This window comes from Pseudonocardia sp. WMMC193, from assembly GCF_021728735.1.
Classification (GTDB): Bacteria; Actinomycetota; Actinomycetes; order Mycobacteriales; family Pseudonocardiaceae; genus Pseudonocardia; species Pseudonocardia oroxyli.
In genome coordinates this window covers 924449-949549 of record NZ_JAKKDO010000003.1, presented here as the reverse complement: position 1 = coordinate 949549, position 25101 = coordinate 924449, and the positions used below count along the sequence as shown (strand labels likewise).

Annotated in this window: 23 protein-coding genes; 9 read left to right on the top strand and 14 right to left on the bottom strand. The window is 73.8% G+C overall.

The annotated features are described in order from the left end of the window. Nucleotides 1-26: 26 nt before the first annotated feature. Genes L3X23_RS05885 through L3X23_RS05870 form a run of 4 tightly spaced genes read right to left on the bottom strand, consistent with a single transcriptional unit; the run spans nt 27 to nt 4517 of the window. Nucleotides 27-719 (bottom strand): TetR/AcrR family transcriptional regulator, encoded by a 693-nt coding sequence (locus tag L3X23_RS05885; RefSeq protein ID WP_237191109.1) that lies wholly within the window; start codon nt 717-719, stop codon nt 27-29. Continuing rightward, nucleotides 716-1474 carry a maleate cis-trans isomerase gene (locus L3X23_RS05880; protein WP_237191108.1) on the bottom strand — a complete coding sequence of 253 codons (759 nt, stop codon included), beginning with the start codon at nt 1472-1474 and terminating at the stop codon, nt 716-718. Before L3X23_RS05880 ends, L3X23_RS05885 begins: the two co-directional genes overlap by 4 nt. Further along, nucleotides 1471-3018, bottom strand: a complete 1548-nt coding sequence (locus tag L3X23_RS05875) for a (2,3-dihydroxybenzoyl)adenylate synthase (RefSeq protein ID WP_237191107.1) — start codon at nt 3016-3018, stop codon at nt 1471-1473. The genes L3X23_RS05880 and L3X23_RS05875 overlap by 4 nt, the downstream gene beginning before the upstream one ends. Continuing rightward, a complete protein-coding gene (locus tag L3X23_RS05870) occupies nt 3015-4517 on the bottom strand; it encodes an FAD-dependent monooxygenase (protein WP_237191106.1) in 1503 nt (500 codons plus the stop codon). Before L3X23_RS05870 ends, L3X23_RS05875 begins: the two co-directional genes overlap by 4 nt. Before the next feature lie 133 nt (nt 4518-4650). On the opposite strand from L3X23_RS05870, the gene L3X23_RS05865 reads away from it, so the two are divergent. After that, on the top strand, nt 4651-6759 hold the full coding sequence (locus L3X23_RS05865) for a hydantoinase/oxoprolinase family protein (RefSeq protein WP_237191105.1): 2109 nt from the start codon (nt 4651-4653) through the stop codon (nt 6757-6759). Further along, nucleotides 6756-9056 (top strand): hydantoinase B/oxoprolinase family protein, encoded by a 2301-nt coding sequence (locus L3X23_RS05860; protein ID WP_237191104.1) that lies wholly within the window; start codon nt 6756-6758, stop codon nt 9054-9056. Before L3X23_RS05865 ends, L3X23_RS05860 begins: the two co-directional genes overlap by 4 nt. Nucleotides 9057-9096: 40 nt before the next feature. Here the strand turns inward: L3X23_RS05860 and L3X23_RS05855 are convergent, their stop codons facing one another. The 8 genes from L3X23_RS05855 to L3X23_RS05820 all read right to left on the bottom strand — a co-directional run bounded on the left by L3X23_RS05855 (nt 9097) and on the right by L3X23_RS05820 (nt 18781). Next, nucleotides 9097-10188 (bottom strand): LLM class flavin-dependent oxidoreductase, encoded by a 1092-nt coding sequence (locus L3X23_RS05855; protein WP_237191103.1) that lies wholly within the window; start codon nt 10186-10188, stop codon nt 9097-9099. Continuing rightward, nucleotides 10185-11777: an ABC transporter ATP-binding protein gene (locus tag L3X23_RS05850; protein ID WP_093075843.1), complete on the bottom strand. Its 1593-nt coding sequence runs from the start codon at nt 11775-11777 to the stop codon at nt 10185-10187. Before L3X23_RS05850 ends, L3X23_RS05855 begins: the two co-directional genes overlap by 4 nt. Continuing rightward, the gene (locus L3X23_RS05845; RefSeq protein WP_237191102.1) at nt 11774-12667 is read right to left on the bottom strand and encodes an ABC transporter permease; all 894 of its coding nucleotides are present in this window, start codon (nt 12665-12667) and stop codon (nt 11774-11776) included. The genes L3X23_RS05850 and L3X23_RS05845 overlap by 4 nt, the downstream gene beginning before the upstream one ends. Before the next feature lie 34 nt (nt 12668-12701). Further along, the gene (locus L3X23_RS05840; protein WP_237191101.1) at nt 12702-13646 is read right to left on the bottom strand and encodes an ABC transporter permease; all 945 of its coding nucleotides are present in this window, start codon (nt 13644-13646) and stop codon (nt 12702-12704) included. Beyond that, nucleotides 13643-15250, bottom strand: a complete 1608-nt coding sequence (locus tag L3X23_RS05835) for an ABC transporter substrate-binding protein (RefSeq protein WP_237191100.1) — start codon at nt 15248-15250, stop codon at nt 13643-13645. Before L3X23_RS05835 ends, L3X23_RS05840 begins: the two co-directional genes overlap by 4 nt. A gap of 41 nt (nt 15251-15291) precedes the next feature. Then, on the bottom strand, nt 15292-16665 hold the full coding sequence (locus L3X23_RS05830; RefSeq protein WP_237191099.1) for an NtaA/DmoA family FMN-dependent monooxygenase: 1374 nt from the start codon (nt 16663-16665) through the stop codon (nt 15292-15294). Further along, complete coding sequence (locus L3X23_RS05825; RefSeq protein WP_237191098.1) at nt 16662-17849, bottom strand: LLM class flavin-dependent oxidoreductase; 1188 nt, start codon at nt 17847-17849, stop codon at nt 16662-16664. The genes L3X23_RS05830 and L3X23_RS05825 overlap by 4 nt, the downstream gene beginning before the upstream one ends. Before the next feature lie 389 nt (nt 17850-18238). Next, nucleotides 18239-18781 (bottom strand): type 1 glutamine amidotransferase domain-containing protein, encoded by a 543-nt coding sequence (locus L3X23_RS05820; RefSeq protein ID WP_237191097.1) that lies wholly within the window; start codon nt 18779-18781, stop codon nt 18239-18241. 97 nt (nt 18782-18878) lie between these two features. Between L3X23_RS05820 and L3X23_RS05815 the strand changes: the two genes are divergently transcribed. Both L3X23_RS05815 and L3X23_RS05810 read left to right on the top strand, forming a co-directional pair. Then, on the top strand, nt 18879-19085 hold the full coding sequence (locus L3X23_RS05815; RefSeq protein ID WP_093075861.1) for a DUF3072 domain-containing protein: 207 nt from the start codon (nt 18879-18881) through the stop codon (nt 19083-19085). Between the two features lie 81 nt (nt 19086-19166). Next, complete coding sequence (locus L3X23_RS05810; RefSeq protein WP_237191096.1) at nt 19167-20186, top strand: Dyp-type peroxidase; 1020 nt, start codon at nt 19167-19169, stop codon at nt 20184-20186. Between the two features lie 10 nt (nt 20187-20196). Here L3X23_RS05810 and L3X23_RS05805 read toward each other — a convergent pair whose 3' ends face one another. Next, a complete protein-coding gene (locus tag L3X23_RS05805; protein ID WP_237191095.1) occupies nt 20197-21132 on the bottom strand; it encodes an NADP-dependent oxidoreductase in 936 nt (311 codons plus the stop codon). A 72-nt stretch (nt 21133-21204) separates the two neighbouring features. Between L3X23_RS05805 and L3X23_RS05800 the strand changes: the two genes are divergently transcribed. From L3X23_RS05800 to L3X23_RS05785, 4 genes are read left to right on the top strand one after another with little or no spacing between them, the layout of a single operon-like run. Then, nucleotides 21205-21792 carry a TetR/AcrR family transcriptional regulator gene (locus L3X23_RS05800; protein WP_237191094.1) on the top strand — a complete coding sequence of 196 codons (588 nt, stop codon included), beginning with the start codon at nt 21205-21207 and terminating at the stop codon, nt 21790-21792. A 58-nt stretch (nt 21793-21850) separates the two neighbouring features. Next, on the top strand, nt 21851-22513 hold the full coding sequence (nthB, locus tag L3X23_RS05795) for a nitrile hydratase subunit beta (RefSeq protein ID WP_237191093.1): 663 nt from the start codon (nt 21851-21853) through the stop codon (nt 22511-22513). Next, a complete protein-coding gene (gene nthA / locus L3X23_RS05790; protein WP_237191092.1) occupies nt 22510-23085 on the top strand; it encodes a nitrile hydratase subunit alpha in 576 nt (191 codons plus the stop codon). Before nthB ends, nthA begins: the two co-directional genes overlap by 4 nt. Continuing rightward, nucleotides 23082-23375, top strand: a complete 294-nt coding sequence (locus L3X23_RS05785; protein ID WP_237191091.1) for a nitrile hydratase accessory protein — start codon at nt 23082-23084, stop codon at nt 23373-23375. Before nthA ends, L3X23_RS05785 begins: the two co-directional genes overlap by 4 nt. Nucleotides 23376-23426: 51 nt before the next feature. Here the strand turns inward: L3X23_RS05785 and L3X23_RS05780 are convergent, their stop codons facing one another. Then, nucleotides 23427-24461 (bottom strand): aldo/keto reductase, encoded by a 1035-nt coding sequence (locus tag L3X23_RS05780; protein WP_237191090.1) that lies wholly within the window; start codon nt 24459-24461, stop codon nt 23427-23429. 46 nt (nt 24462-24507) lie between these two features. Between L3X23_RS05780 and L3X23_RS05775 the strand changes: the two genes are divergently transcribed. After that, the gene (locus L3X23_RS05775; RefSeq protein ID WP_237191089.1) at nt 24508-25098 is read left to right on the top strand and encodes a TetR/AcrR family transcriptional regulator; all 591 of its coding nucleotides are present in this window, start codon (nt 24508-24510) and stop codon (nt 25096-25098) included. Nucleotides 25099-25101: the final 3 nt, after the last annotated feature.

The following is a 25101-nucleotide window of genomic DNA, read 5'->3' as shown; positions in this document are numbered from 1 at the left end:
ATGAGTCAACAGTTTGACGAGTGAGTTCAGAGATCGAGGATGCGCTCGAGATGGTCCAGGTCCTGGCGCAGCAGCTTCAACGCCGCGGCGGGCCCCTCGGCCTCCGGCGTCTGGTGGTCGGGGCGGACCAGCGCGGCGACGGCCATGTCCGCCAGCTGCGCCGTGACCCCCTCGGCCGTGTCGCGGCCGCCGGGGTGGAACCACCAGGCGACCCAGTTGCACATGCCGAGCACGCCGAGGGCGGCGACCCGCGCGTCGACGGGCCGGAACCGCCCGGCCCGGACACCCTGGTCGATCACGCCGGCGATCGCCTTCAGCACGGCGCGCCTGCTGTCGTCGTACGCCGCGGTCAGCTCCGCGGGGAGCTCCGCCTCGGAGCGGATCAGCAGCCGGAACCGCTCGGGCTGGGTCACCCGCCGCCCGACGATCACCTCGACGATCCCGCGCAGCCGCCGGACGGGGTCCTCGTCCAGCTCGAACAGCGCGACGATCTCGTCCAGCGGGCCGTTCGTGACCTCGGTGACCAGCTTGGCGAGCAGCTCGTCCTTGCTCTTGACGTAGTAGTAGAGCGCGGGCCGGGTGATGCCCAGCGCGTCCGCGATGTCCTGCAGGCTGGTGCCCGCGAACCCGCGTTCGGCGAACAGCCGGGTGGCGTGCTCGTACAGCTCGTTCTCGACGAGCTCGCGCCGAGCGGTCCCCCTGCGTCCCGGTTCGCTCATGCGGGGATCGTAGGAGGTGGAGCCTGCGGAACCGACCCGCGGGCGCCGGTTCCGGACAGGAGCCGTCCCGCGCCGGGAAGCACCGGGTTCAGGCCGAGCCCGCGCAGCAGCGAGTAGGCACCGGCCGTGGCCGCGGAGAGCACGGGCAGCCCGAACTCCTCCTCCGCGGGCGCGACCAGGTCCAGCGAGGGCATCTGGACGCAGGCGGAGATGACCAGCGCGTCGACCGCCGGGTCGAGGCCGCGGGCGGCCTCCAGCACTCGCGTGCCGGGGATGCAGCCGACCTCGGCGTTGTCCCCCACCTCCAGCGCGGCCCAGTCGACGACGTCGAACCCCTCCGCCCCGAGGTAGGCCACCACCTGCTCGGCGAGCGGCCGCAGGTACGGGGTGACGAGCGCGATCCGCCGCGCGCCCAGCGCACGCAGCCCCTCCACGAGGGCCCCGGCGCTCGACCGGACCACCCCGGGGTACTGCTCCGCCACCGCCTTCTCGACCCGCTGGTGCTCCCCCGGGCCCTGCGCCATCAGCGCCACGAGGCAGGCGTAGAGCAGGGCGTCCACGCCGGCGTCCGCCAGCTCGTCGACGCAGCGCTCGCGCTGGCCGTTCATCGCCGCCAGCTCCTCCGGTGTCACCGAGTGCATCCGCATCCGGCTGGAGTGGAAGGAGAAGGCCTCGGGGTGCCGCGCGAGCAGCGCCGGGATCTCCGTCTCGACGGTCACGTTCGAGCTGGGGACGACGAGTCCGATCCGCTTCACGTCGCTACCTTCCGTGCGATGTCGGCCGCCAGGGCCTTCTTGTCGGTCTTGCCCACGAGCGTCCGCGGGATCTCGGGCAGGTGCTCGATCCGCTCGGGCCACTTGAACTTCGCGACGTCGAGCGCGGCGAAGTGCCGCCGCACCTCGTCCAGGGTCAGCTCGGCGCCGTCGACCACCACGTAGGCGCAGGTCCGCTCGCCCAGCCGCGGGTCCGGCATCGCGACGACGGCCACGGCGGTCACGCGCGGGTGGCGCAACAGGAGCAGCTCCACCTCCTCGGCGTTGATCTTCTCGCCGCCGCGGTTGATGAGGTCCTTGATGCGGCCCTCGATGGAGACGAACCGCTCGCCGTCGATCTCGCGCCAGGCGGCCAGGTCGCCGGTGCGGTAGAAGCCGTCGCCGGTGAAGGCGCGGGCGTTGTGCTCCGGGGCGTCGTAGTAGCCGGGCAGCGTGTACGGGCCGCGACAGCACAGCTCCCCGACGCCGTCGGCGGGCTCCTCCGAGCCGGGTTCGAGGATCCGCACCTCGTCCCACCGGGACAACGGGGTCCCCACGGTCTCCAGCCGCGCCGCGCGCGGGGCGCCGGGGCGGGTCGTGAGGAACAGTCCCTCCCCCATCCCGAACAGCTGTCCGGACCAGATCCCGCGGGCCTCCAGGGCGTCGAAGAGCCGGGGCGGGACCTTGGCTCCGGAGAGGATCACCTGGGTCAGCGTCTTCGCGGCGGCGTCGAACTCCGGGTGGTCCAGGGCGCGGTAGTGCCCGTGCCCGAGCAGGACGTGCGTGGCGGCCTCGCGCGCCAGCAGCGGCAGCGACTCGTCGAGGTCGGGGGTGCCCAGGACCAGGCACGCGCCGACGCTGTGCGGCGCGTGCACGGCGCACACGACCCCGGCGTTGTGGATGATCGGGATCAGGTGCGCCACCCGGGTGTCGGCGGTCCAGCCCCAGGACCGCGCGTACTCGGCGGCGTTGTACCAGTACTCGGCGTGCCGCCGCGGGATCACCTTCGGGACGCCCGTGGTGCCGCCGGAGAGCTGGTAGACCGCGACGGCCCCCGGGTCGGCCTCGGGCAGCGGCCCGGGGTCCGCCTCGGGCAGCTCGCCGAGGACCAGCAGCCTGCCGACCGCCTGCTCGCGGGCGAACGCGACGAGGTCGAACGTCAGCCCGGGCTCGACGAGGTGCGCCACCGCCCCGACCCGACGGCTGATCTCGCCGATCTCGTGCCCGCGGTGCGCGGCGAGCGTCGCGACGGGGACCAGCCCCGCTTTGAGCACCGCGTACCAGGCGACCACCGCCTCCAGCCGGTTCGTGACCTGGAACAACACCGGCCCGCCCGGCTCCAGCCCCAGCGCGAGCAGCCCGGCCGCGACCCGGTCGGACCGCGCGTCGAGCTCGGCGTAGGTCAGCCGCCCGTCGAGGGCGACGACGGCCTCCCGGTCCGGGTGGCGCGCCGCGACCGCGCGGAACTCGGCCGGGATGGAGCGGCTGCCCCACACCGCGCGGTAGCGCGCGACGGCGTCCGCGGGGTACTCGACGAGTGGGTTCACGCGATCACCACCAGGTCACACCGACCGCTGAGCAGCCCGGCCGCCAGATCCTCCCGCAGCGCGCCGGGTCCCTCCACCGCGGTGAGCACCCCGCGTTCGAGCCGGATGCGTTCGGCCAGGTCGAGCCGGGTCAGCAGGGCGGGCCGGTCGGACGGGCCGGTGAGCAGCACGTCCCCCGTCACCGCGGCGACCACCGCGTCCCCCTCGGCCGACCACGGGTCGGCCAGGTCGGACGCGAGCGGGGGCAGCGCCGGCACGTCGGTCCGACTCGCGAACACCCGCCCCCGGTGCTCCCCCGGCTGCGCGAGCACCCGGTCCACGATCCCGGGCTCGGGCTCGGATGCGTCCGGGACGGGCGAGGCCGCCGCGTACTGCGCGAACGCCGCCTCCACCACGTCCGGGGCGGTCTGGGCGAAGCGGTCCAGCGGGACGTTCCCCGCCCTCGACATGTAGGACACCATGAGCCGCGCCGCGGGGAGCCCGAGCCGGCCCGGGAAGGACTCCCACCACAGCTGCGAGCGCCGGGCGAGCTCCTGCAACCGCTCGACGGCGGGGCGGCGGACCGCCTCGTACCTCTCGAACGCCTCCGCCACGGAGTACGCCTCCTGCAGCTCCGCGACCAGCGCGATCGCGTCCTCCATCGCCAGCTTGGTGCCGGAGCCGACGGAGAAGTGCGCCGTGTGCGCGGCGTCGCCGAGCAGCACGGTGTTCCCGTCCGACCACCGCCCGCAGGAGACGGTGCGAAAGCGCAGCCAGCGCGTGCGGTTGCCGAGGAGCGGGTGCCCCCGCAGCTGCGCGGCGAAGGCCTGCTCCAGGAAACGGAGCGAGACCTCGTCGGACCCGCCCTCGGCCACCTCGGCCCGGTCGAAGCCCGCGCGCCGCCAGGTCTGCTCGTCGGTCTCGATGAGGAAGGTGGACCGGCCACCGGAGTACGGGTAGGCGTGCGTGACGAACGTGCCGAACTCCGTGGCGACCGGGGCGAACACCGCGTCCGGCAGGGGGAACTCCGTGCCGCACCACAGGTACAGGCCCTTGCCGACCTCCACCGACTCGGCGAAGTCCCCGAGGGCGCGCGTCGCGCTGGACACGCCGTCCGCGGCGATCACCACGTCCGCGTCGAGCTCGCCCGCGGACCGGCGGCTCCCGAAGTCAAGCACGACCCCGGCCTTCTCCGCGTGCCGCTGCAGGATGGCGAGCAGCTCGGTGCGGGCCACGCCGATCAGGCGGTCGTTGCGCACCCGCACGACCTCCCCGCCCACGTCGAGCGTCATGTCGTGCCGCAGGCCCGCCGCGACCAGGTCCCGCAGGGTGTCCGGGTCCGCGGCCGCCAGCTTGCGCTGGGTGCCCGCGGCCAACCCGACCCCGAACCCGAACGTGGTGTCCGGGTCCCCCTGCTCGTGGACGCGGACCTCGCAGGCGGGGTACGCGAGCTTCAGCAACCGGGCGGCGTAGAGCCCACCCGGTCCTCCGCCCAGCACCGCGACGCGTCGTGGCTGCATCGCCAACCTCCCTTTACGGTTACGTCGACTATTCGACGTCACGGCAACCCAGGAAGTCAAGCTAGACATTCAGCGATACTGTCGAATAGTCTACTGAACCGTCAGCCACCCACCGCGAAGGAGCGTGTGAGACATGGCCTATGTCATCGGAGTGGACGTGGGCGGCACGTTCACCGATGCCGTGCTGGACGACGGAACGGGCGACGCGGCCGGGACGGTGCTCGCCGCGAAGTCCCCGTCGACGCCCCCGGACTACTCCCGGGGTGTGCTCGACGTGCTGGGCCTGCTGGCCGAGCAGCTCGGTCGTCCGCTGCCGGAGATGCTCGCGGACACCCACCACATCGCGCACGGCACCACCTCCTCGCTCAACGCGCTGGTCATGGGGAACGTGCCCCCGGTCGGGTTCCTCACCACCAAGGGGCACCGGGACTCGATCTTCATCATGAACGTCGAGGGCCGGTACCTGGGCCGGTCCCCGCACGAGCTGCAGCACGTCCTCGGGCAGACCAAGGACCACGCGCTGCTGCCGAAGCGGCACGCGCTCGAGGTCACCGAGCGGATCGACCGGGACGGCACCGTCGTCGTCGGGCTGGACGAGCAGGAGGCCCGTGCCGCGATCCGCTCCCTGGTCGCGGACGGGGTCAGCGCCATCGCCGTGTCGCTGCTGTGGTCCTTCCGCAACCCGGTGCACGAGCGCCGGCTCCGCGAGCTGATCGCCGAGGAGGCCCCCGACCTGTTCGTGGCGCTGTCGTCCGAGGTCAGCCCCCGGATCCGGGAGTTCGCCCGCAACGCCACCACGATCATGTCCACCCAGATCGGGCCCGGTCTGCGGGACTACCTGGGCACCCTGGAGAGCGCGCTGCGCGAGAAGGGACTGACCGGGCCGCTGCTCGTCATGCAGTCCAACGGCGGCGCCGTCGCGGCGAAGGAGGCCCCCGCGGCCGCGATCAGCACGGTCGGGTCGGTCCTGACCGGCGGCGTCGTCGGGTCCGTGGCGCTGGGCCGCCAGCTCGGCCACCGCAACATCATCTCCACCGACGTCGGCGGCACGACGTTCCTGGCGGGCCTGGTCGTCGACGGCGAGCCGGTCCGGGACACCACCACGGTGATCAACCACCACCCGATCAACGTCCCGACCCTGCGGGTGGACGCGATCGGCTCCGGCGGCGGCGCCATCGCCTGGCTCGACGCGGGCGGCAACCTCCGCATCGGCCCGCGCAGCGCCCAGGCCGTGCCCGGCCCCGCCTGCTACGGGGCGGGCGGCACCGAGCCGACCAACACCGACGCGAACCTGGTGCTGGGCATCCTGCCGGAGAAGGGTCTGCTCGGCGGGCGCAAGCCGCTGTCGCTGGAGCTCGCGCGCCAGGCCATCGACACGCAGATCGCGAAGCCGCTGGGGCTGTCGGTCGAGGAGGCCGCCGCCGCGATCTACACGGTGCAGAACGCCCAGACCGGTGACCTGCTGCGCAAGACCGTCGTGGAGTCCGGCCACGATCCGCGCAACTTCGTGCTCTACGCCTTCGGCGGCGCGGGCCCCGCGCACTGCGCCGGGTACGCCGCGGAGGTCGGGTGCGAGACCGTGGTGGTCCCGCTCGGGCCCGTGGCCAGCGCGTTCTCCGCGTTCGGGCTCGCGTCCAGCGACATCGTGCTGGCCGCCGAGCTCTCCGACCCGACGGTCGTCCCCTTCGACCCGCAGCGGGCCGAGCGCAACTTCGCGGAGCTGGAGCAGCAGGTCCGCGCGGGGCTGGAGCGCCAGGGCCTCGCCTTCGAGAAGGTCGAGCTGCACCGCGAGATCGACATGCGGTACTCGATGCAGCTCGCCGAGGTCACCGCGCCCGTCGCGGGCGGCCCGCTGGGCATGCCGGAGATCGAGGAGGCGGCCGCCGCCTTCGAGAAGCGCTACGCCGAGCTGTACGGCAAGGACGCCGGGTTCCGCGAGGCCGGCATCCAGGCCATCACCTTCCGGGTCCGGGCCGTCGGCGTGCTGCCCTTCAGCCCCGAGCTCCCCGAGGTGCCGGCCGCCACCGGGGAGGCGACCCCGTTCACCACCCGCCCGGTCTGCCTGGACGCCGCCACCGGCTTCGTCGACACCCCGGTCTACGACTACCGCGAGCTGCGGGCGGGCCACGTGCTGGCGGGGCCCGCGATCGTCGAGGTGCCGACCACCACCGTCGTCGTCCCCGGCGGGACCACGGGCACCGTCGACCACCTGGGCAACCTCACGATCAGGAGGACCGCATGACCATGCCGATCCCCGGCTCGGAGGCCTTCTCCAGCCGTCCCGTCGACCCCGACGAGCTGGCCCGGAGCCTGCCGTCGAGCCTCGAGGTCCACACCGTCACCCAGGAGCAGATCGACGCGCTGGACCCGCTCACCTACGAGGTGATCCGGCACCGGCTCTGGTCGGTCACCGACGAGATGGGCGAGGCGCTCAAGCGCATGTCCGGCTCGCCGATCGTCACCGACGCGAACGACTTCGACTTCGCCATCTCCGACGAGCTGGGCCAGGAGGTGCAGGTCGGCCTCTACAACACCATGCTCGTCGGCGCCGTGGACCTGGCCATCTACTGGACGCTGCGCAACCGGGCGGAGAACCCCGGCATCGAGGCCGGCGACATGTTCCTCACCAACGACCCGTGGGTCGGCGGGGGGCTGCACCAGAACGACGTCATGGTCTACCAGCCCGTCTTCCACGAGGGGAGGCTGTTCGCCTGGACCAGTGCCATCGCGCACCAGCCGGACCTCGGCGGGGTGGGGCTGGGCTCCTTCTCCCCCGCCGCGCAGGACGTCTTCTCCGAGTCCCTGCCCACCCCGCCGGTGAAGGTCGTGCGCGGCGGGCGGCTGCAGCGAGACGTCGCCGACCTGTGGGTGCGTCGCTCCCGGGTCCCGATGCTCATCGGGCTGGACCTGCGCGCCAAGATCGGCGCGAACAACGTCGGCGGGGAGCGCCTGCACGCGCTCATCGACCAGTACGGCGCGGACACGGTCAAGGCCGTGATGAAGCGGATGATGTCGGACGCCGAACACCGCCTGCGCGGCAAGCTCGTGGGCATCCCCGACGGCAGCTGGACCGCCACCGGCTACCAGGACCAGTCCCACGAGGGCGACCGCGGCCTGCACAAGATCACCGTCACCACCACGAAGACCGGGGACCACCTGACCTTCGACTTCACCGGCACCGACCCGCAGGCCGGCGTCATCAACTGCACGTACGCGGGCATGCGCGGCGGGGTCATGCTGGCGCTGCTGCCGATCCTGGCCAACGACATCCCCTGGTCGGCGGGCGGGCTCATGCGCTGCTTCGACCTGGTGACCGAGGAGGGGACGCTCAACAACGCGACCTTCCCCGCCGCCGTCGGGCGTGGGCCGATCGGCCCGGCCTGGCTGACCGGCAGCCTCATCGCGGAGTGTCTGTCCCAGATGCTCGACCGCGACCTGGAGCTGGGCCGCAACGTCCAGGCCACCTGCTGCGGCACCTGGGACACCGCCGTCATCGCCGGGCTGGACGAGCGCGGCGAGCAGCCCGCCCCCTTCCTGTCGATCATGATGGAGCCGATGGCGGGCGGCTACGGGGCCCGCCCGCACGCGGACGGCATGGACACCGGCGGGCTGTTCTGCATCCCGATGGGCCGGGTGCCGGACGTCGAGATGACCGAGTTCCTCTACCCGCTGCTCACCCTGTGGCGGCGCGAGGAGCCGGACTCCGGCGGGCCCGGCCGACAGCGCGGCGGGCTCGGCGCGTCCATCGCGTTCACCCCGCACGGCACGTCGATCCCGATGGGCCTGGTCCTCGCGAGTGCGGGCAAGGCGGTGGCGCAGAACGCGGGCCTGTCCGGCGGGCACCCGGGCAACTCGGGGCTCGACGTCGTCGCGCGGCAGAGCCGGGTCGCCGAGATCCTCGCGTCGGGGAGGCTGCCGTCCTCACTCGCCGAGGTCTCGGACACCCTGGAACCCGGTCAGAACTACGCGTCCAGCTACCTGGCGCCCGGCGAGGTCTTCTCCATGACCTGGCAGGGCGGCGGCGGCTACGGCGACCCGCTCGCCCGCGACCCCGAGGCCGTGGCCAGGGACGTCCGCGAGGAGAAGATCACCCGCGGTGCCGCGACGGACGTCTACGGCGTGGTGCTCGGCGAGGCCGGGGTCGACCCCGGGGCCACGGCGGCGGCCCGTGCGGAGGCCAAGGCGGCCAGGCGGGACCGCTCGCGGGTGACCGGCGAGACCCGCGGCAAGGCGGACGGCGGCACCCGCCGCATCGACGACAACCTCGTCGAGGCGAACGGCGCCATCGCCTGCGCCCACTGCCGGGAGGTGCTCGGCGACTCCGCCGAGCCCGGGGCACTGGCCCTCGGCGTGTACGACGGCCCACCCACGGACGCGGGCCCGCAGATCACCGCGACCGCGGCGGACTACGTGGACGCGGACGTGGTGTTCCGCCAGTACAGCTGCCCGAGCTGCTGGACCGCCCTGTCCTCCGCGGTCGTCCCGGCCGACCACCCGGACCTCGGTACCACCCTCGGCCGCCTCACCGTCACCCCCTGATCCCGTGAGCGGCGATAGTCGCTCTAGCGACTATCGCCGCTCACGTGAGGTGGAGGCCCTTCGCCCTGCCGGGGTCGTCGGGGCCCCAGAGCGTGGTGGTGGTCTCGCGCCGCACCAGCGGGATCACCTCCTCGGCGAAGCGCTGCAGCACCTCCTGCTGGCGCTCGTAGGGGAGGTTGGGGTTGATCGAGACGGACTGCACGTCGTGCCGGTAGGACTTGTGGTAGTCGACGATCTTCTCCGCCACCCGCTCCGGGGTGCCGACGAGGGCGGGGCCGTGGGCGACGGCCTCCTCGATCGTCGTGAAGGACATCGTCTTGCCCTTGCGGGTGTCCCCGGCGTGCGCGGCGGCGAGCTTGGCGGCCATGAACTCGTAGAGGGGCCGGTACTCCGCGACCGCCTCCTCGTCGGTGTCCGCCAGGAACAGCCCGCCCGAGCCGGAGCCGACGTAGCCCGGCTCGTGCCCGTGCACCGCGCACTGCTCCCGGTACCGGTCGATCAGCACCAGGTAGTTCTCCCGGGGCTGCAGGGCGTTCGCGGTGAAGAGGGGGTCGCCCCACTTCGCGGCGAGGTCCACCGCGGTCGTCGAGGTGGCCGAGCCGTGCCAGATGCGGAAGGGGCCGTCGAAGGGCCGCGGGTGGGTGACCACGCCGTCGAGGTCCGGGCGGTGCGTGCCGGTCCAGGACACGGGCCCGTCCCGCAGCAGCAGGCGGAGGAGCTCGTAGTTCTCGGTGAGGTACTCGTACTGCCTGGCCAGCTCCAGGCCGAACATCGGGAAGTGCTTGTCCTCGTTGCCCTTCCCGATCACGATCTCGAGCCTGCCGCCGGACAGCTGGTCGATGGTCGCGTAGTCCTCCGCGACGCGCACCGGGTCCAGCAGCGACAACACGGTGACGCCCGTGCTGAGCAGGATCCGGGAGGTGGCCTGGGCGAGCGCGCCGAGCAGCACCGTCGGGGCGGACGACACGAACTCGCCCGCGTGCCGCTCCCCCACCGCGTACGAGTCGAACCCGAGCGCCTCCGCCCGCACCGCGGTCTCGACGACCCGGGTGAGCCGCTCGTGCACCGAGATCAGCTCGCCGGTGACCGGGTGCGGGCCGTGCGGCACGATGTCGAGCACCTGGAACCTCATGACGCTCCCGTCCGGGCGCCGGCGATCGCCGCCAGCAGCTCCCTGGTGTAGTCGTGGTGCGGGTCGGTGAACAGCTCCTCGGTGGGGCGCAGCTCCAGCAGCCTGCCCTGCCGCATCACCCCGACCCGGTGCGCGATGCGCCGGACCACGGCGAGGTCGTGCGAGATGAACAGGTACGCGAGCCCCTGCTCGGTCTGCAACTCCTCCAGCAGCTCCAGGACCTGGGCCTGCACCGAGACGTCCAGCGCCGAGACCGGCTCGTCGCACACGACGAGATCCGGGGAGAGGGCCAGTGCGCGGGCGATCGCGATCCGCTGCCGCTGCCCCCCGGACAGCTCGACGGGCCGCCGCGCCAGCATCGCCTCGGGCAGCGCCACCCGCCCGACGAGCTCCGCGGCGCGCTGCCGCTGCGTGGCGCGCGTGCCGATCCCGAAGGCGCGCAACGGCTCGGTGACCACCTCCTCGACGGTGAACCGCGGGTCGAGGGAGGCGTAGGGGTTCTGGTAGATCAGCTGGGCCCGCCTGCGCAGCTCCCGCCAGGCGGCGCCGCGGACCCGGGTGATGTCGGTGCCGTCGAAGCGGACCTCGCCCGCGGTCGGGTCGTCCAGCCGCAGCACCAGCCGCGCCGTCGTCGACTTGCCGGAGCCGGACTCGCCGACCAGGCCGAGCGTCTCGCCGCGCGCGATGGTGAAGGAGACGTCGTCGACCGCGCGCAGGGTCGCCTTGCGGCCGAGGCGGAACTCCCGGGTCAGGCCCCGCACCTCGACCAGCGGCTTCTCCGCAGGCACGGGCGGGCGGGCCCGGGCGACGGTCAGTCCGGGCGCCGCGGCGAGCAGCGTGCGCGTGTAGGGCTGCTGCGGGTCCGCGAGCACCTGCGCCGTCGGACCGGACTCCACGATCCGCCCGCCGGACATGACGACGAGCCGGTCCGCCCGGTCCGCCGCCACCCCCAGGTCGTGGGTCACCAACAGCAGCGCGGTGCCGGCGTCTCGCAGGGTGTCCAGGTGGTCGAGGATGCGCCGCTGGACCGTGGCGTCCAACGCGCTCGTCGGCTCGTCGGCGATGATCAGCGACGGGTTCGCCGCCGTGGCGATCGCGATGAGCACCCGCTGCCGCATCCCGCCGGACAGCTCGTGCGGGTACTGCCGGGCCCGCAGCTCCGGCTCCGGCAGCCCGGCCCTGGCCAGCAGGGCCACGGCCTCGATCCGGGCGGTGCGCCGGTCCGCCAGCCCGTGCACCCGCAGCGTCTCCGCGACCTGGGGCCCGATGCGTTGCACGGGGTTCAGCGACACCGTCGGGTCCTGCGGGACGAGCCCGATCCGGCGCCCGCGCACCGCGCGGAAGGCCTTCGCCGACAGCCCGGTCAGCTCCTCGCCGCCCAGCGCGATCCGCCCGCCCTCGACGGCGCCGTTGTCCGGGAGCAGCCCGATCACGGCCTGGGCCAGGGTGGACTTGCCCGACCCGGACTCCCCCACGATCGCGACCGTCTCGCCCGCGTCGACGGTCAGCGACACCCCGCGCACGGCGGGGATGTGCCCGCCCGCGATGCGGTAGCCGACGTCCAGGTCCTCGATCTCCAGCAGGGTCATCGCTTCCACTCCCCGTCCAGCGCCCGGGAGATCCGGTTCACCGACAGCACGGTCGCGGCGATCGTGAGGCCGGGCAGGGCGCACAGCCACCACGACGTCGCCAGGTAGTTGCGGCCCTCGCTGATCAGCGAGCCCCACTCGGGGGCGGGCGGCGGGGCGCCGTAGCCGAGGAAGGACAGCGAGGAGATCGCGAGGATGGCCAGCCCGAACTCCAGGACGGCGAGGACCAGCACCGGGCCCGCGGCGTTCGGCAGCACGTGGCGCCACAGCGACACGTACCACCGGGTCCCGACGGACCGGGCGGCCTCGACGTAGGTGGAGCGGCGGATGCGCATCGTCTCGGCCCGCATGACCCGGGCGAAGTTCGCCACGCTCGCGATGCCGACGGCGATCGCCACCTTCACCGTGCCGTAGCCCAGCGCGGTGATCAGGGCCAGCGACAGCAGGATCGCCGGGATCGACAGCAGCACGTCGACGACGCGCATCAGGGCCTCGTCGACCCAGCGGCCGACGAAGCCCGCGAGCAGGCCGATCAACCCGCCCGCCACCAGCGCCACCGCCACGGCGATCACGGTGGCCTGCAACGACAGCGAGGCGCCGTGCACGACCCGGGTGTAGACGTCCCGGCCCAGGTAGTCGGTGCCGAACAGGTGCGCCGCGCCGGGCGCCTGCAGCTTGTCCGCCACCACGCCGAGGTTCGGGTCGCCGGGCGCGAGCACGCTCGGCGCGAACGCCGCGATCAGCACGAGCAGCACCATCAACACCGACGCGACCAGCCCCGGCCTGCGCAGCAGGAACCGGCCCAGCCGCGCCCGCCGCTCCCGCGGCGTGCTCGCGCGGGCGAGAACGACGGAGGAGGACCCCTCCTCCCTCAGCAACAGCTCGGTCATGATGTCGCCTCCGCGGGAGGGAGCACGTCGGCGGTCATGCCGGCACCCCCGTCGCGATCCTCGGGTCGAGGACCGGGTAGATCAGGTCGACGAGCAGGTTCACGCCGACGAACACGAGCGACGCGAAGATCACGATCCCCTGCACGAGCGGGATGTCCTGCACCCCGACCGCCTGCACCGTGAGCCTGCCCAGGCCGGGTCGGGTGAACACCGTCTCGACGACGACGGTGCCCGCGAGCAGGTTGCCCGCCACGTACCCGAGCACCGTCAGCGCCGGGATGGCCGCGTTGCGCAGGGCGTGCCGCAGGTGGACGTCCCGCTCCCCGACGCCCTTGGCGCGGGCCGTGCCGACATAGGGCTCGGCCAGCGCGGTGTCCATGCTCTTCGCCAGCACCTGCGCGATGAGCGCGCCCATCGGCAGCCCGAGGGTGATCGCGGGGAGCACGAGCGCCGCCGGGCCGTTCGCCCCGGTGGAGGGCAGCCAGTGCAGCCCGAAGGAGAACACCTGGACCAGCATGAGCCCGACCCAGAACACCGGCAGCGACACCGCCAGCGACGGCAGCGCCATGAGCACCTGCCGCAGCCAGCGCAGCCGGGTCGAGGTGGCGGCGAGCGCGAGCCCGCCGCCGACCAGCACCGCGAACAGCAGACCGGCCAGCGCGACCTGCAGCGTCGACGGCAGCGCGTCGAGGATGGCCCCGCGCACGTCCTGGCCGGTCTGGATGGACGTCCCCAGGTCGCCCCGCACCGCCTCGGCGAGCCGGTGCCCGTACTGGACGATCAGCGGCTGGTCGAGGCCGTAGCGGACCTTGAGCGCCTCGATCGCCTCCGGGGTGAGGGGCTCACCGTCCAGGCCCCCGCTCGCCATGGTGGTGATCGGGTCGCCGGGCAGCAGGTACAGGACGATGAAGGTCACCGTGTACGCGGCCCAGAGGACCGCGACGGCGGTGGCGACGCGCCGGACCAGGTATCCGATCATGCGCTGCTGGACTTCCAGGCGTCGTGCAGCTGGATGCGCGAGGAGGCGTCGAACGTGATGCCGTGGACCTGCGCGCCCACCCCGAGCACGGTCGTCAGCTCGACGACCGGCACGAAGACGCCCTCGGCCAGGATCTCCTGCTGCGCCTGCGCGACGAGCGCGGTGCGCTTGGCGGGGTCCGGCTCGGCGGCCTGGGCGGTCAGCAGGCCCTGCAGCGGGCTGTCCGGCAGCCGGAACAGGTTGGCGCCCGCGGTCGAGAACTGGCCGCGCAGGATGTCCGGGTCGGCCCGGGTGATGTTGTACCAGAGCGCCGAGAAGTCGCCCGCCGTCTGGATCTGGGCGGCGTTCGCGATCGGCACCTCCTGGATCTGCAGGTCGATGCCCACGTTCTTGGCCTGCTGCTGCAGCAGCTCGAGGGCGGGCTTGTTGGTGGCGGCCACCGGCGAGTAGGTCACCGGGATGGTCAGCTTCTGGCCGTCCTTGACCCGGATGCCGTCGGGACCCGCGACCCAGCCCGCGGCGTCGAGGACGGCGGCGGACTTCGCCGCGTCGAAGGTCAGCCCCTGGTCGGCGTAGGACGGCGTGGTGGAGGCCAGCACGCTGGTCGCGGCCTTGGTCTGCGACGGGAAGACGCCGCCGACGATCTCGTCCCGGTTCACGGCGGTGAGCAGCGCCTGCCGCACGGCCGGGTCGCTCACGATCGGCTTCTGCTGGTTGAACGCGAGCCCGAACACGACGCCGGGGTTGGACCGCGCCTGCAGCTGCGCGCCCGCGCCGGTCAGCGGCGCCTCGTCCTGCTGGCCGATGCTGCCGATGGCGTCGACCTCACCCGACTGCAGGGCCCCGGTGCGCACACCGGACTCCGGCACGATCCGGAACTCCACGGTGTCCAGCAGCGCCTCACCCGGCTGCGTGAACAGCGACGACCCCCACGCGTAGCCCGGGCGCTTCGCCAGCACGATCGAGGCGTTCTTGGTGTAGCTCTGCAGCGTGAACGGGCCGGACCCGATCACGCCCGCGCAGCGGTCGTCATCGGACTTCGCCACGGTGGCCGGGGACAGGATGCCGAGGCTGTGGGTCGACGTCGCCTGCAGGAACTGCACGTTCGGCTGCTGGAACGACACCGTGAACCGCGTCGGCGACTCCACCGTCGTGCCCGCGTAGCCCGCGAGGTACCCCTTCGGCAGCGTGCCGCGCGCGCCGATCTGCGGAATCCGGTCGAAGTTCGCCTTGACCGCGTTCGCGTCCAGCGGGGTGCCGTCGGAGAAGGTCACACCCTCGCGCAGGGTGAAGGTGTAGCTCTTCGCGTCCGGCGAGGTCTCCCACGAGGTGGCCAGCCAGGGCTTGAGCTCCCCCGTCTGCGGGTCCTGGTCGGTCAGCGAGTCGACGAGCTGGCGGACCGAGTAGATCGTGTCGTTGCTCCCGACCTGCTGGGGGTCGACGCAGCCCGCGTCGCTGCCGACGGCGAAGCGCAGCGTGCCGCCCGGCTGCGGGGGCCCGGCGTCACCGCCTGCCGCGGCGCCGCCCCCACCGCCGCACGCGGACAGGGCCAGGACGGCGGCGAGGAGGCCGGGCAACAGCAACCGGCGGGGTCTGGCGGTCATGTCGGGATTCCTTCGGGAGTACGGGGTGGTACGGGATGAGGTCAGGAGGCCGCGCTCGGCGCGGCGGGTTCGCCGAGACCGGTCGGGAGGGGCAGGCCGAGGTGCTCGCGCAGCGTCGACCCGGTGTAGGCGGACCGCAGGACACCGCGCTCGCGCAGCAGCGGGACGACCCGGTCGACGACCTCGTCCAGCCCCGCCGGGCTGACGTGGGAGCCGAGGATGAACCCGTCGACCGCGCGTTCCTGCACGTAGCGGTCGATCTCGGCGGCGACCGTGGAGGGCGTGCCGACGAACACCGCGCGGTCGAACACGTGCGTGACGACCTCCCGCAGCGACCAGCCGTGCGTGCGGCCCAGCTCCCGCCAGGCCGCGGCGGTGGCGTGCGCGTCCCGGGTGAGCGGGGCGCGTCCGCGGATCCACTTCGGCGCCTCGGGGGTGGGCTCCAGGTCGGGCACCGGCCCGTCGGGGTCCACCCCCGACAGGTCCCGGTTCCACACCATCTCCGCCAGCACGACCGCGGTGAACGGGTCCACCTGCCTGCTGCGGACGTCCCGGTGCCGGTCCCGGGCCTCGGCCTCGGTGTCCCCGAGGATCACCGACGCCGAGGGCAGGATCTTGACCTGCTCCGGGTCCCGCCCGAGTCGGGCCACCCGTGCCTTGACGTCGGTGTAGAAGGCTCGGGCCTCCGCGAACGTCGAGTAGCGGGAGAAGATCGCGTCCGAGCGGGCGGCCGCGAAGTCCCGGCCCGCGGGCGACTCCCCCGCCTGCAGCACCACGGGATGGCCCTGGGGGCTGCGGGGCGTGGTGAACCGGCCCGCGATGTCGAACTGGGTGCCGCGGACCGCGAAGTCCCCCACGTGCGCGTCCCGCAGGAAGCGCCCGCTCGCCTTGTCCGCCACGACGGCGTCGGACCCCCACGAGTCCCACAGCGCCCGGACGGCGTCGAGGATCTCCCCCGCCCGCTCGTAGCGCTGGGCGTGGGACAGGAAGCCGCCGCGCCGGAAGTTCTCGCCGGTGTCGGCGTCCGAGCTGGTCACGACGTTCCACGCGGCGCGGCCGCCGGACAGGATGTCCAGCGTCGCGAACCGGCGGGCCAGCTCGTAGGGCTCGTTGAAGGTCGCGTTGATCGTGCCCGCGAGGCCGACGTGCTCGGTCACGGCGGCCAGCGACGCCAGCACGGTGAACGTGTCCGGCCTGCCGACGACGTCCTGGTCGAACACCGCGTCGCCGCGGGTGCGCAGGCGCAGCCCCTCGGCCAGGAACAGCAGGTCGAACGTGCCGCGCTCGGCGGTGCGGGCCCAGTGCTCGTAGGAGGCGAAGTCGATGTGGCTGCCCGAGGCCGGGTCGCTCCACACGGTGTCGTGGTTGACGCCCGGGAAGTAGGCCCCGAGGATCACCTGCCGCCGGGTGCTCATGCCGCGTACCTGCTCTCGGTGCGGTCCAGCCCGAAGCGCTCGCGCAGCGTCCCGGGTTCGTACGCGGTGCGGAACAGCCCGCGCCGCTGCAGCTCCGGCACCAGCCGGTCGACGATCACGTCGAGGTCGGTGGGCAGCACGGCGGGGCGCAGCCGGAAACCGTCCAGCCCCTGCTCGGCCCAGGACTCCAGGAGGTCCGCGAGGGCGGTCGGGGTGCCGGCGAGCACCGCCGCGTCCGACCGCAGCGGGCTGACCGCCTCCAGCCGCCTGCGCCGCTCGTGCGCGGTCGCCGCGTCCGCGTCGAGGATCACGACCAGGTCGGCGAGGACCTTCAGCGGTGCGCCGGGCCTGCCGACCGCGCGCTGTGCGGCACGCACCTCGCCGAGGATCGCCGGGATCTCGGACACCCCGTGCGGCGTCGTGAACACGACGTCCGCGGCGCGGGCCGCGAGCTCGTAGGCCGCTCGGGCGTGGGCGAGCGCCACGACCAGCGGCTGGCCCTGGGGCGGTCGCGGCACGATGCCCGGGCCCCGGACCGCGAAGAACCGGCCGGTGAAGTCGATCGGGTGGACCTTCGAACGGTCGAGGAACCGCCCGGTCGCGGCGTCCCGGATCTCCGCACCGTCCTCCCAGCTGTCCCAGAGCCGCCGGACGACCTCGACGGCGTCCGCCGCCTCCTCGAACAGGTCGGCGACCGCGGCGGCGGTCTCCGGGGTGTTCAGCGACTCGCGGCGGATCTCCGGCAGCACCCGGCGGCCGAAGTGGGCCGCCTCGTCGGCACGGGTGGAGGTCTGCACCCGCCAGCCGGCGCGCCCGTGGCTGTCGTGGTCGAGCGTGGAGATCGCCGAGGCGATGTGGAACGGCTCGGTGTGCGTCGTGGTGACGGTCGGGACCAGGCCCACGTGGCGGGTCAGCGGAGCGACGAACGCGGCGACGAGCTGGGCGTCCAACCGGCCGCGCACCTGGTCGGTGCGGCGGTCGGCGACGGCGAGGTGGTCCCCGGACTGCAGGCCGAACGCGTCCTCGATCGTGAGCAGGTCGAGCAGGCCGCGCTCGGCGGCGCGGGCGAGCGCGGCCCAGTAGCGGGCGGTGAACAGCTGGTCGGGGCGGGCGCTCGGCTCACGCCAGGCGGCGGGGTGCCAGCCTGCGCCGTCGAGGGCGACGGCGAGGTGGAGGGGGGCCATGGGCGGACTTCTCCTGTGCGGATCGGGCAGGGGGCAGGGGTCAGCCCCGACAGCCCGCGCTGGCCGTGCGCAGGAGATCGACGTGGCGGCGGCGCACACCGACGAACATGGTTCCTCCATCGCACCCGGCGGTAGCACCCGCACCCGTCGGACGGGGGGTTGCTGCGGCGTCGTCGATCCGGGTCTCTCGGCCGCTCTGGATGGTCCTGATGCACTCTACGTACGGTGCGGCCGTTCGCGCCAACCATCCGGGTGACTGTGACCCACGACGCCCGATCGCAGCCCCGACCTGTACGGACAGGTCCGACCTCCGATCTCAGCAGCTGGTCGCCGGAACGCCGAGTGGGGCCGCACCGGACACGGTGCGGCCCCACTCGACACGGGACTGCTCAGGCCCCGGCGAACTCCTTCACGATCGCCTCGCAGAAGGCGTCCAGGTCATCCGGGTCGCGGCTGCTGACCAGACCGCGGTCCACCACGACCTGCTCGTCGACGACGGTGCCGCCCGCATTGCGGATGTCCGTGCGCAGGCTCGGGAAGGACGTCAGCGTCCGCCCCTTCACCAGGTCCGCCTCGACCAGCGTCCACGGGCCGTGACAGATCACCCCGACGGGCTTGTTCGCGGCGAACGCGCCCTTGACCAGGTTCAGCACGTCCGCGTCCGTCCGCAGGCGGTCGGCGTTCACCGTGCCGCCCGGCAGGATGACCGCGTCGAAGTCGGCCGCGGAGACCTCCGCGGCCACCCGGTCCACCGGGTACGTCGCGCTCGGCGCGATGTCGGAGTTCATCGACTGGATCGCGCCCCCCGCAGGCGACACGATCTCGGCGGTGGCGCCCGCGTCGACCACCGCCTGGCGCGGCGCGGTCAGCTCGACCTCCTCGACGCCATCGGTCGCCACGATCGCGATGCGCTTGCCGTCCAGTACACCCATGCTCAGCTCCTTTCCGTACCTGCACCGGCTACCCGGGGCCACGGGGGCCGACACCACCCGACTCGCGCGCCGCGCCGGTCGAATGTACGTTCGAGCCATGACCGACCGAGTGGACACCACCGCCGAGAAGGACCCCGCCGACTGGACGACCGGCGACGAGCCGATCACCGGCCCGCAGCGCTCCTACCTGGAGACCCTGTCGCAGCAGGCGGGCCGGGAGGCCCCGGAGGACCTCGACTCCCTCACCAAGGCCGAGGCCTCGACGCGCATCGACGACCTGCAGGAGGCCGCGGGCCGCGGGTGAGCGGCACCGGCGCACGCGCGCGGTGACCCGCGTGCGTGCGTCTGCACCGTCTCGGCCGGTCCGGCCGGCAGACTCCCCCGCGTGCACCCGCTTCCCGAGCCGCAGGCCGTCACCGCCCCGTTGAGCAGCGCCGCGTTGATCCTGGTCGGCACCGTGCCACAGGACGAGGCGGCCCACGCGACCGTCCGCGAGTTCTGCGCCGACCTCGCGGGCCTGGTCCGCGCGGTCGGGTTCCGCGAGCCGTCCGCCGCGCTGACCTGCGTACTCGGGTTCGGCGCCGAGGTCTGGCCGCGGCTGTTCGCCGCGCCGGCGCCCGCGGGCCTGCACCCCTTCGTCCCGCTGCACGGCGTGCACGACGCGCCCGCCACCCCCGGGGACGTGCTGTTCCACATCCGCGCCGAGCGCTCGGACCTGTGTTTCGCGCTGGCCACGCAGATCCTGGCGGCGCTGGGTCCGGCACTGCGCCCGGAGTGGGAGGTCCAGGGCTTCCGCTTCTTCGACAACCGCGACCTGCTCGGTTTCGTCGACGGCACCGAGAACCCGACCGGGCCCGCGGTGCCCGCGGCCGCGCTGGTCGCCGAGGGCGAGCACGCGGGCGGGAGCTACGCGATCGTGCAGAAGTACCTGCACGACCTGGACGCGTGGAACGGGCTGGACACCGCCGCCCAGGAGCGGATCATCGGGCGGCGCAAGCTCGACAACACCGAGATCGCCGAGGCGGAGCTGCCCTCGTCGGCGCACCGGCTGCTCACCACCGTCACCGACGACGACGGCGAGGAGCTGCAGATCGTCCGGGACAACATGCCGTTCGGCAGCCCGGCGGCGGGCGAGTTCGGCACCCTGTTCCTGGGCTACGCGGCCGACCCGGCGGTCACCGAGACCATGCTGCGCAACATGTTCCTCGGCGACCCGCCGGGCGACTACGACCGCATCCTCGACTTCTCCCGCGCCGTCACCGGCGGCCTGTTCTTCGCCCCCGCCGCCTCGGCCCTCGAGGATCTCGCCGAGTCCGCCCCGGCGCCCGCCCCCGCCGCGGCCCCGGAGGCGCAGGCGCCGAGCGGCCTCGCGATCGGCTCGCTGCGGTCGCCCCGGACGGGCTGACCGGTCGCGGTCAGTGCACGAGCACGATCCTCCCGCGGGCGTGGCCGGTCTCGCTCAGCGCGTGGGCGGAGGCCACCTCGGTGAACGGGAAGGCGTGCGCCACGGGGATCCGCAGGGGCCCCCGGTCCGCCAGCTCGGCGGCCGCCGCGAGGCCGTGCACCGCCTCCGGGTCGGGCGGGCTCCCGGGGAGCCCGGACGTCGTGTGGGACAGGTGCACGCCGAGGTCGGCGGCGCCGAGGTCGGCGATCGTGACGACCCGGGCCGGATCGCCCGCGATCTCGACGAGCGCGGGGAGTGCGCCGCCCGCACAGTCCAGCACCGCGTCGACCCCGGAGGGCGCCAGCGCCCGGACCCGCTCGACCAGCCCCGGCCCGTAGGTCGTCGGCTCCACGCCGAGTGACCGCAGGAACGCGTGGTTGCCGGGGCTCGCGGTCCCGATCACCCGGGCGCCCCGCGCCGCGGCCAGCTGCACGGCGACCGATCCGGTGCCGCCCGCCGCCCCGTTCACCAGCACGGTCCGTCCCGGGCGGACGTCGAGCCGGTCCCACACCCGGTACCCCGTCTCGACCGGGCCCGCCGCGCCACCGGCCTCCTCCCAGGTCCACGCCGCCGGCTTCGGGGCCCACGCGGCGAGCACCGCGACGTCGGCGTTGGCGCCGCGCGTGTCGGTCGCCGCCGCGCCGAACACCTCGTCCCCGACCGAGACGTCGGAGACGCCGGCGCCCACCTCGTCGACCACGCCCGCGGCGTCGAACCCGGTCCGGAACGGGAACGGCGCCGACAGCGCGGCCCGCAACGCGCCCGACCGGATCCGCACCTCCCCGGCCGACACGCTCGACGTCCGCGTGACGATGCGGATCTCCCCCGGACCGGCGTGCGGCTCGGGCACCTCGTCGATCCGCAGGACGGAGGCCGGCCCGTACTCGTGGAACTGCACTGCTCTCATGCCGGCACGGTAGGGACGCCCGGGCCCGCGCCCTGGCAAAGTGAGTGAGGTGGGCCCCGAAGTGAGGCAGCGGTGACGAGCAGGCGCGCGGACGCCGACGCCAACCGCGAGCGCATCCTGGTCGCCGCCCGGCTGGCCTTCACCGAAGGCGGACCCTCCGCTCCCGTGCGCACCGTGGCCCGCCGCGCCGGGGTCGGGGCCGCGACGGTCTACCGCCACTTCCCGACCAAGCAGGCCCTGCTCGACGCGGCCTTTGCCCGCGAACGTGCCCTGTGCTCGACGATCGTCGACGACGCCCTCGCCGCGGACGATCCCTGGCAGGGCCTCGCCCGCGCGATCGAGCGGCTGCTCGTCGCGACCACCGAGAACCCCCGCGTGGTCGCGGAGCTCACCCGGGCCGGGGCGTTCACCGACGACCGGGCCCGCTCGGTCCGCGGGATGGCCGAGCTGCTCCGGCGGGCCAAGGCGGGCGGGATGCTGCGGGAGGAGATCGTGCTCGAGGACGTACTGCTCGCCCTGCAGGCGGGCCGGGGCATCCAGGCCACCACGCCGGCCGGGCGGGAGGCCGCGACCCGCAGGCTCGCGGCCCTCATCGTCCAGTCCTTCCGTGCGGCACCGGACGCGACCCCGCTCCCGCCCGCCGCGCGCCTGCGGGCCTGACCACCCGCTCGTCTACTATCGTGGAGACCCGTCATCCATCGTTAAAGGACGTGGTGCGATGCCCGCGATCGCCGACCTCGGGGGGACGGACGGGTGGGGCCCGGTGCACCCGCCCACCCCGGACGAGCCGGTCTTCCCCGAGACCTGGGAGGGTCGCGCCTTCGCCCTCGCCGTCCTGGGCATGGGCCGGATCTCCGGCCGCAACCTCGACGCCTTCCGGTACGCGCTGGACCGCCTCGACCACCATGCCTACTTCGCGGAGGGCTACTACGGGCGCTGGCTGAACGCCGTCGAGCTGATGCTGGTCGAGAGCGGCATCATCGCCGCGGACGCGGTGGACGCCCGCGCCCACACCCTCGAAGGCGCGCAGGTCGAGGAGCCGCCCGCACCGGAGCCCACCAAGCCCGACTACGCCGCCACCGGCCCCGGCTCGCTGCGCGAGGTCGACACGCCGCCGCGGTTCGGCGTCGGCGACCGGGTGCGCGTCGGCGAGGTCCCGCCCGCGCCGACCAAGCTGCCGCGGTACGTGAGCGGGCACGTCGGCGTCGTCGAGGTCGTGCAGCCCGGCCACCTGCTGCCGGACACCCACGCGCTCTTCCAGGGCGAGAACCCGCAGCACGTCTACACCGTCCGCTTCGACTCCCGGGAGCTCTACGGCGCCGACGCCGAGCCGTTCGCCGTGACCGTCGACCTCTTCGACCGCTACCTGGAGAAGGCATGACCCGGCCGCCCGTCGCCCTGCGCACCGCCGCGCTCGAACAGCTCCTCACCGAGCGCGGACTCGTGGACCCCGCGGTGATGGACCGCTTCATCGCCACCTACGAGAGGGCGGTGGGTCCGCTCAACGGGGCCAAGGTCGTCGCCAGGGCGTGGACCGACCCGGCCTACCGCGAGCGGCTGCTCGCCGACGGCACCGCGGCGATCGCGGAGCTCGGCTTCTCCGGGCCGCAGGGCGAGCACATCGTGGTCGTCGAGAACACCCCGACGCGGCACAACGTCGTCGTCTGCACGCTGTGCTCCTGCTACCCGTGGCCGGTCCTCGGACTGCCGCCGTCCTGGTACAAGGACCCGGCCTACCGCGCCCGCGTGGTCCGGGAGCCCCGCCGGGTGCTGCGCGAGATGGGCCTCGACCTGCCCGAGGACGTCCAGATCACCGTCCGCGACTCCAGCGCGGAGGTCCGGTGGCTGGTCCTGCCGGAGCGCCCGGCCGGCACCGAGTCGCTGTCCGAGGAGGACCTGGTCGGACTGGTCACGCGGGACGCGATGGTGGGCGTGGCGAAGGTGGCGCCGTGATCCTCCCGGTCGACGGCCCGGCCGCGCCCCCGCGCAGCAACGGCGAGCTGGTCTTCGCCGAGCCCTGGGAGAGCCGCGCCTTCGGCATGGCCGTCACCCTGCAGGACGCGGGCGCGTTCACCTGGGAGGCCTTCCAGGCGGCCCTGGTCGCGCGGATCGCGGCGAGCACCGGCGAGTGGAGCTACTACCGCGAGTGGCTGGCCGCGCTGGAGGACGTGCTCGCCGACACGGTCACCCCCGAGGAGATCGACACCCGCGCCGAGATCCTCGCCCACCGCCACGACCACTGACCCGACCACTGACCCGACCACGACCGTGAGCGGCGATCGTCGCTGGAGCGACTATCGCCGCTCACGGGTTCCGACCAGGGGCGGGTTGAGCGCCGCGAACGCCTCCTGCCGCTCGTAGGGGAAGTGCGGGTAGGGCGCCGGGCGGTGGCTGGCGCGGTCGAGCAGCGCGAGGTGCTCGGGCTCCAGGGTCCAGCCCACCGCGCCCAGGTTCTGCTCGAGCTGGACGACGTCCCGGGCCCCGATGATCACCGAGCCGACCGTCGGCCGGGTGGTCAGCCAGTTCAGCGCGATCTGCGGGACGGACCGGCCGGTCTCGGCGGCGACCTGGTCCAGCGCGTCGACCACAGCGAAGAGCAGGTCGTCCGCCACCGGCGGGCCCGCCGCGGCGGTCGCGTGCAACCGGCTCCCGGGCGGGATCGGCGCGTCGCGGCGGATCCGGCCGGTCAGCCGTCCCCACCCCAGCGGGCTCCACACCATCGCCCCGACGCCCTCGGCGGCACCGAGCGGCATCAGGTCCCACTCGTAGTCCCGCCCGACGAGCGAGTAGTAGACCTGATGCGAGACGTACCGCGGCCACCCGTGCCGGTCCGCCAGGTCGAGCGAGCGCTGCAGCGCCCAGCCGGGGAAGTTCGAGACGCCGACGTAGCGGACCTTCCCGGCCCGGACGAGGTCGTCCAGGGTGGACAGGACCTCCTCGGCCGGGGTGGCCGCGTCGAGGGCGTGGAGGTGGAACAGGTCGATGTGGTCGGTGTCGAGCCTGGTCAGCGCCTTGTCGACGGCGGTGAGCAGGGCGCTGCGCGAGGTTCCGCCCGCCAGCCCCGCCTTCGTGGAGATCAGCACCTCGTCCCGGCGACCCTTCACCGCGGCGCCCAGGACCTCCTCGGAGGCGCCGTCGGAGTAGACGTCCGCGGTGTCGAACAAGGTGACGCCCGCCGCGACGCAGCGGGCCACGATCTCCCGCGCCTGCGCGACGTCCGTGCTGCCCCACGCACCGAACAGCTCGCCGCGCCCACCGAACGTGCCGGCGCCGAAGCCGAGTGCGGGCACCCGCAGGCCGCTGCGACCGAGACTCCTTAACGGTTCCATGGTTCCGTTATAGCAAACGGGACCACTGTTCCGTTAGTCTGCGGGCATGACGATGGCCAGACCGGGCGGACGGACGGCGCGGGTGCGCGCGGCGGTGGTCCGCGCGGTCGGGGACGCGCTGGTGGAGCACGGGCTCGCAGGCGTGGACCTGGCGGACGTCGCGCGGCGGGCCGGCGTGGGCAAGACGACGGTGTACCGGCGCTGGGGCACCGTGGCCGCGGCCGTCGCCGAGCTGGTCGACGACATGGTGGAGACCTCGGCGCCGCGGGCCGCGACCGGCGACCTGGAGTCCGACCTGCGGGCGAACGCCGAGCTGGTGCGCTCCACCCTCGCCGACCCCCGGCAGGGCCGGTTGCTGACGGCGTTGATCGGCGCGGCCCGCGCGGACGAGCGGACGGCGGCGGCGCTGCGCCGGTTCTACGACGCGCGGGTGCGCGAGTGGGAGCCGTGCGTGGCCGAGGCGGTCTCCCGCGGTGAGCTGCCCGCGGGCACGGACCCGGCCGAGGTGGTCCGGGCGGTCTCGGCGCCGCTGTACTACCGGCTCCTGACGCACGGCGAGCTGCCGACCGAGGCCGCCCGCGACCGCGCCGTGGCCGCGGCCCTCGCCGCGGCCCGGGCGGGCGTGTACGCGGTCTGAGGA

Coding starts and splice junctions, on each gene's coding strand:
- L3X23_RS05815 (WP_093075861.1), top strand. CDS start 18,879: ATGACCGACCGAGTGGACACCACCGCCGAGAAGGACCCCGCCGACTGG.
- L3X23_RS05830 (WP_237191099.1), bottom strand. CDS start 16,665: ATGAGCACCCGGCGGCAGGTGATCCTCGGGGCCTACTTCCCGGGCGTC.
- L3X23_RS05860 (WP_237191104.1), top strand. CDS start 6,756: ATGACCATGCCGATCCCCGGCTCGGAGGCCTTCTCCAGCCGTCCCGTC.
- L3X23_RS05835 (WP_237191100.1), bottom strand. CDS start 15,250: ATGACCGCCAGACCCCGCCGGTTGCTGTTGCCCGGCCTCCTCGCCGCC.
- L3X23_RS05855 (WP_237191103.1), bottom strand. CDS start 10,188: ATGAGGTTCCAGGTGCTCGACATCGTGCCGCACGGCCCGCACCCGGTC.
- L3X23_RS05885 (WP_237191109.1), bottom strand. CDS start 719: ATGAGCGAACCGGGACGCAGGGGGACCGCTCGGCGCGAGCTCGTCGAG.
- L3X23_RS05825 (WP_237191098.1), bottom strand. CDS start 17,849: ATGGCCCCCCTCCACCTCGCCGTCGCCCTCGACGGCGCAGGCTGGCAC.
- nthB (WP_237191093.1), top strand. CDS start 21,851: ATGCCCGCGATCGCCGACCTCGGGGGGACGGACGGGTGGGGCCCGGTG.
- L3X23_RS05805 (WP_237191095.1), bottom strand. CDS start 21,132: ATGAGAGCAGTGCAGTTCCACGAGTACGGGCCGGCCTCCGTCCTGCGG.
- L3X23_RS05780 (WP_237191090.1), bottom strand. CDS start 24,461: ATGGAACCGTTAAGGAGTCTCGGTCGCAGCGGCCTGCGGGTGCCCGCA.
- L3X23_RS05845 (WP_237191102.1), bottom strand. CDS start 12,667: ATGACCGAGCTGTTGCTGAGGGAGGAGGGGTCCTCCTCCGTCGTTCTC.
- L3X23_RS05775 (WP_237191089.1), top strand. CDS start 24,508: ATGACGATGGCCAGACCGGGCGGACGGACGGCGCGGGTGCGCGCGGCG.
- L3X23_RS05840 (WP_237191101.1), bottom strand. CDS start 13,646: ATGATCGGATACCTGGTCCGGCGCGTCGCCACCGCCGTCGCGGTCCTC.
- L3X23_RS05850 (WP_093075843.1), bottom strand. CDS start 11,777: ATGACCCTGCTGGAGATCGAGGACCTGGACGTCGGCTACCGCATCGCG.
- nthA (WP_237191092.1), top strand. CDS start 22,510: ATGACCCGGCCGCCCGTCGCCCTGCGCACCGCCGCGCTCGAACAGCTC.
- L3X23_RS05820 (WP_237191097.1), bottom strand. CDS start 18,781: ATGGGTGTACTGGACGGCAAGCGCATCGCGATCGTGGCGACCGATGGC.
- L3X23_RS05870 (WP_237191106.1), bottom strand. CDS start 4,517: ATGCAGCCACGACGCGTCGCGGTGCTGGGCGGAGGACCGGGTGGGCTC.
- L3X23_RS05865 (WP_237191105.1), top strand. CDS start 4,651: ATGGCCTATGTCATCGGAGTGGACGTGGGCGGCACGTTCACCGATGCC.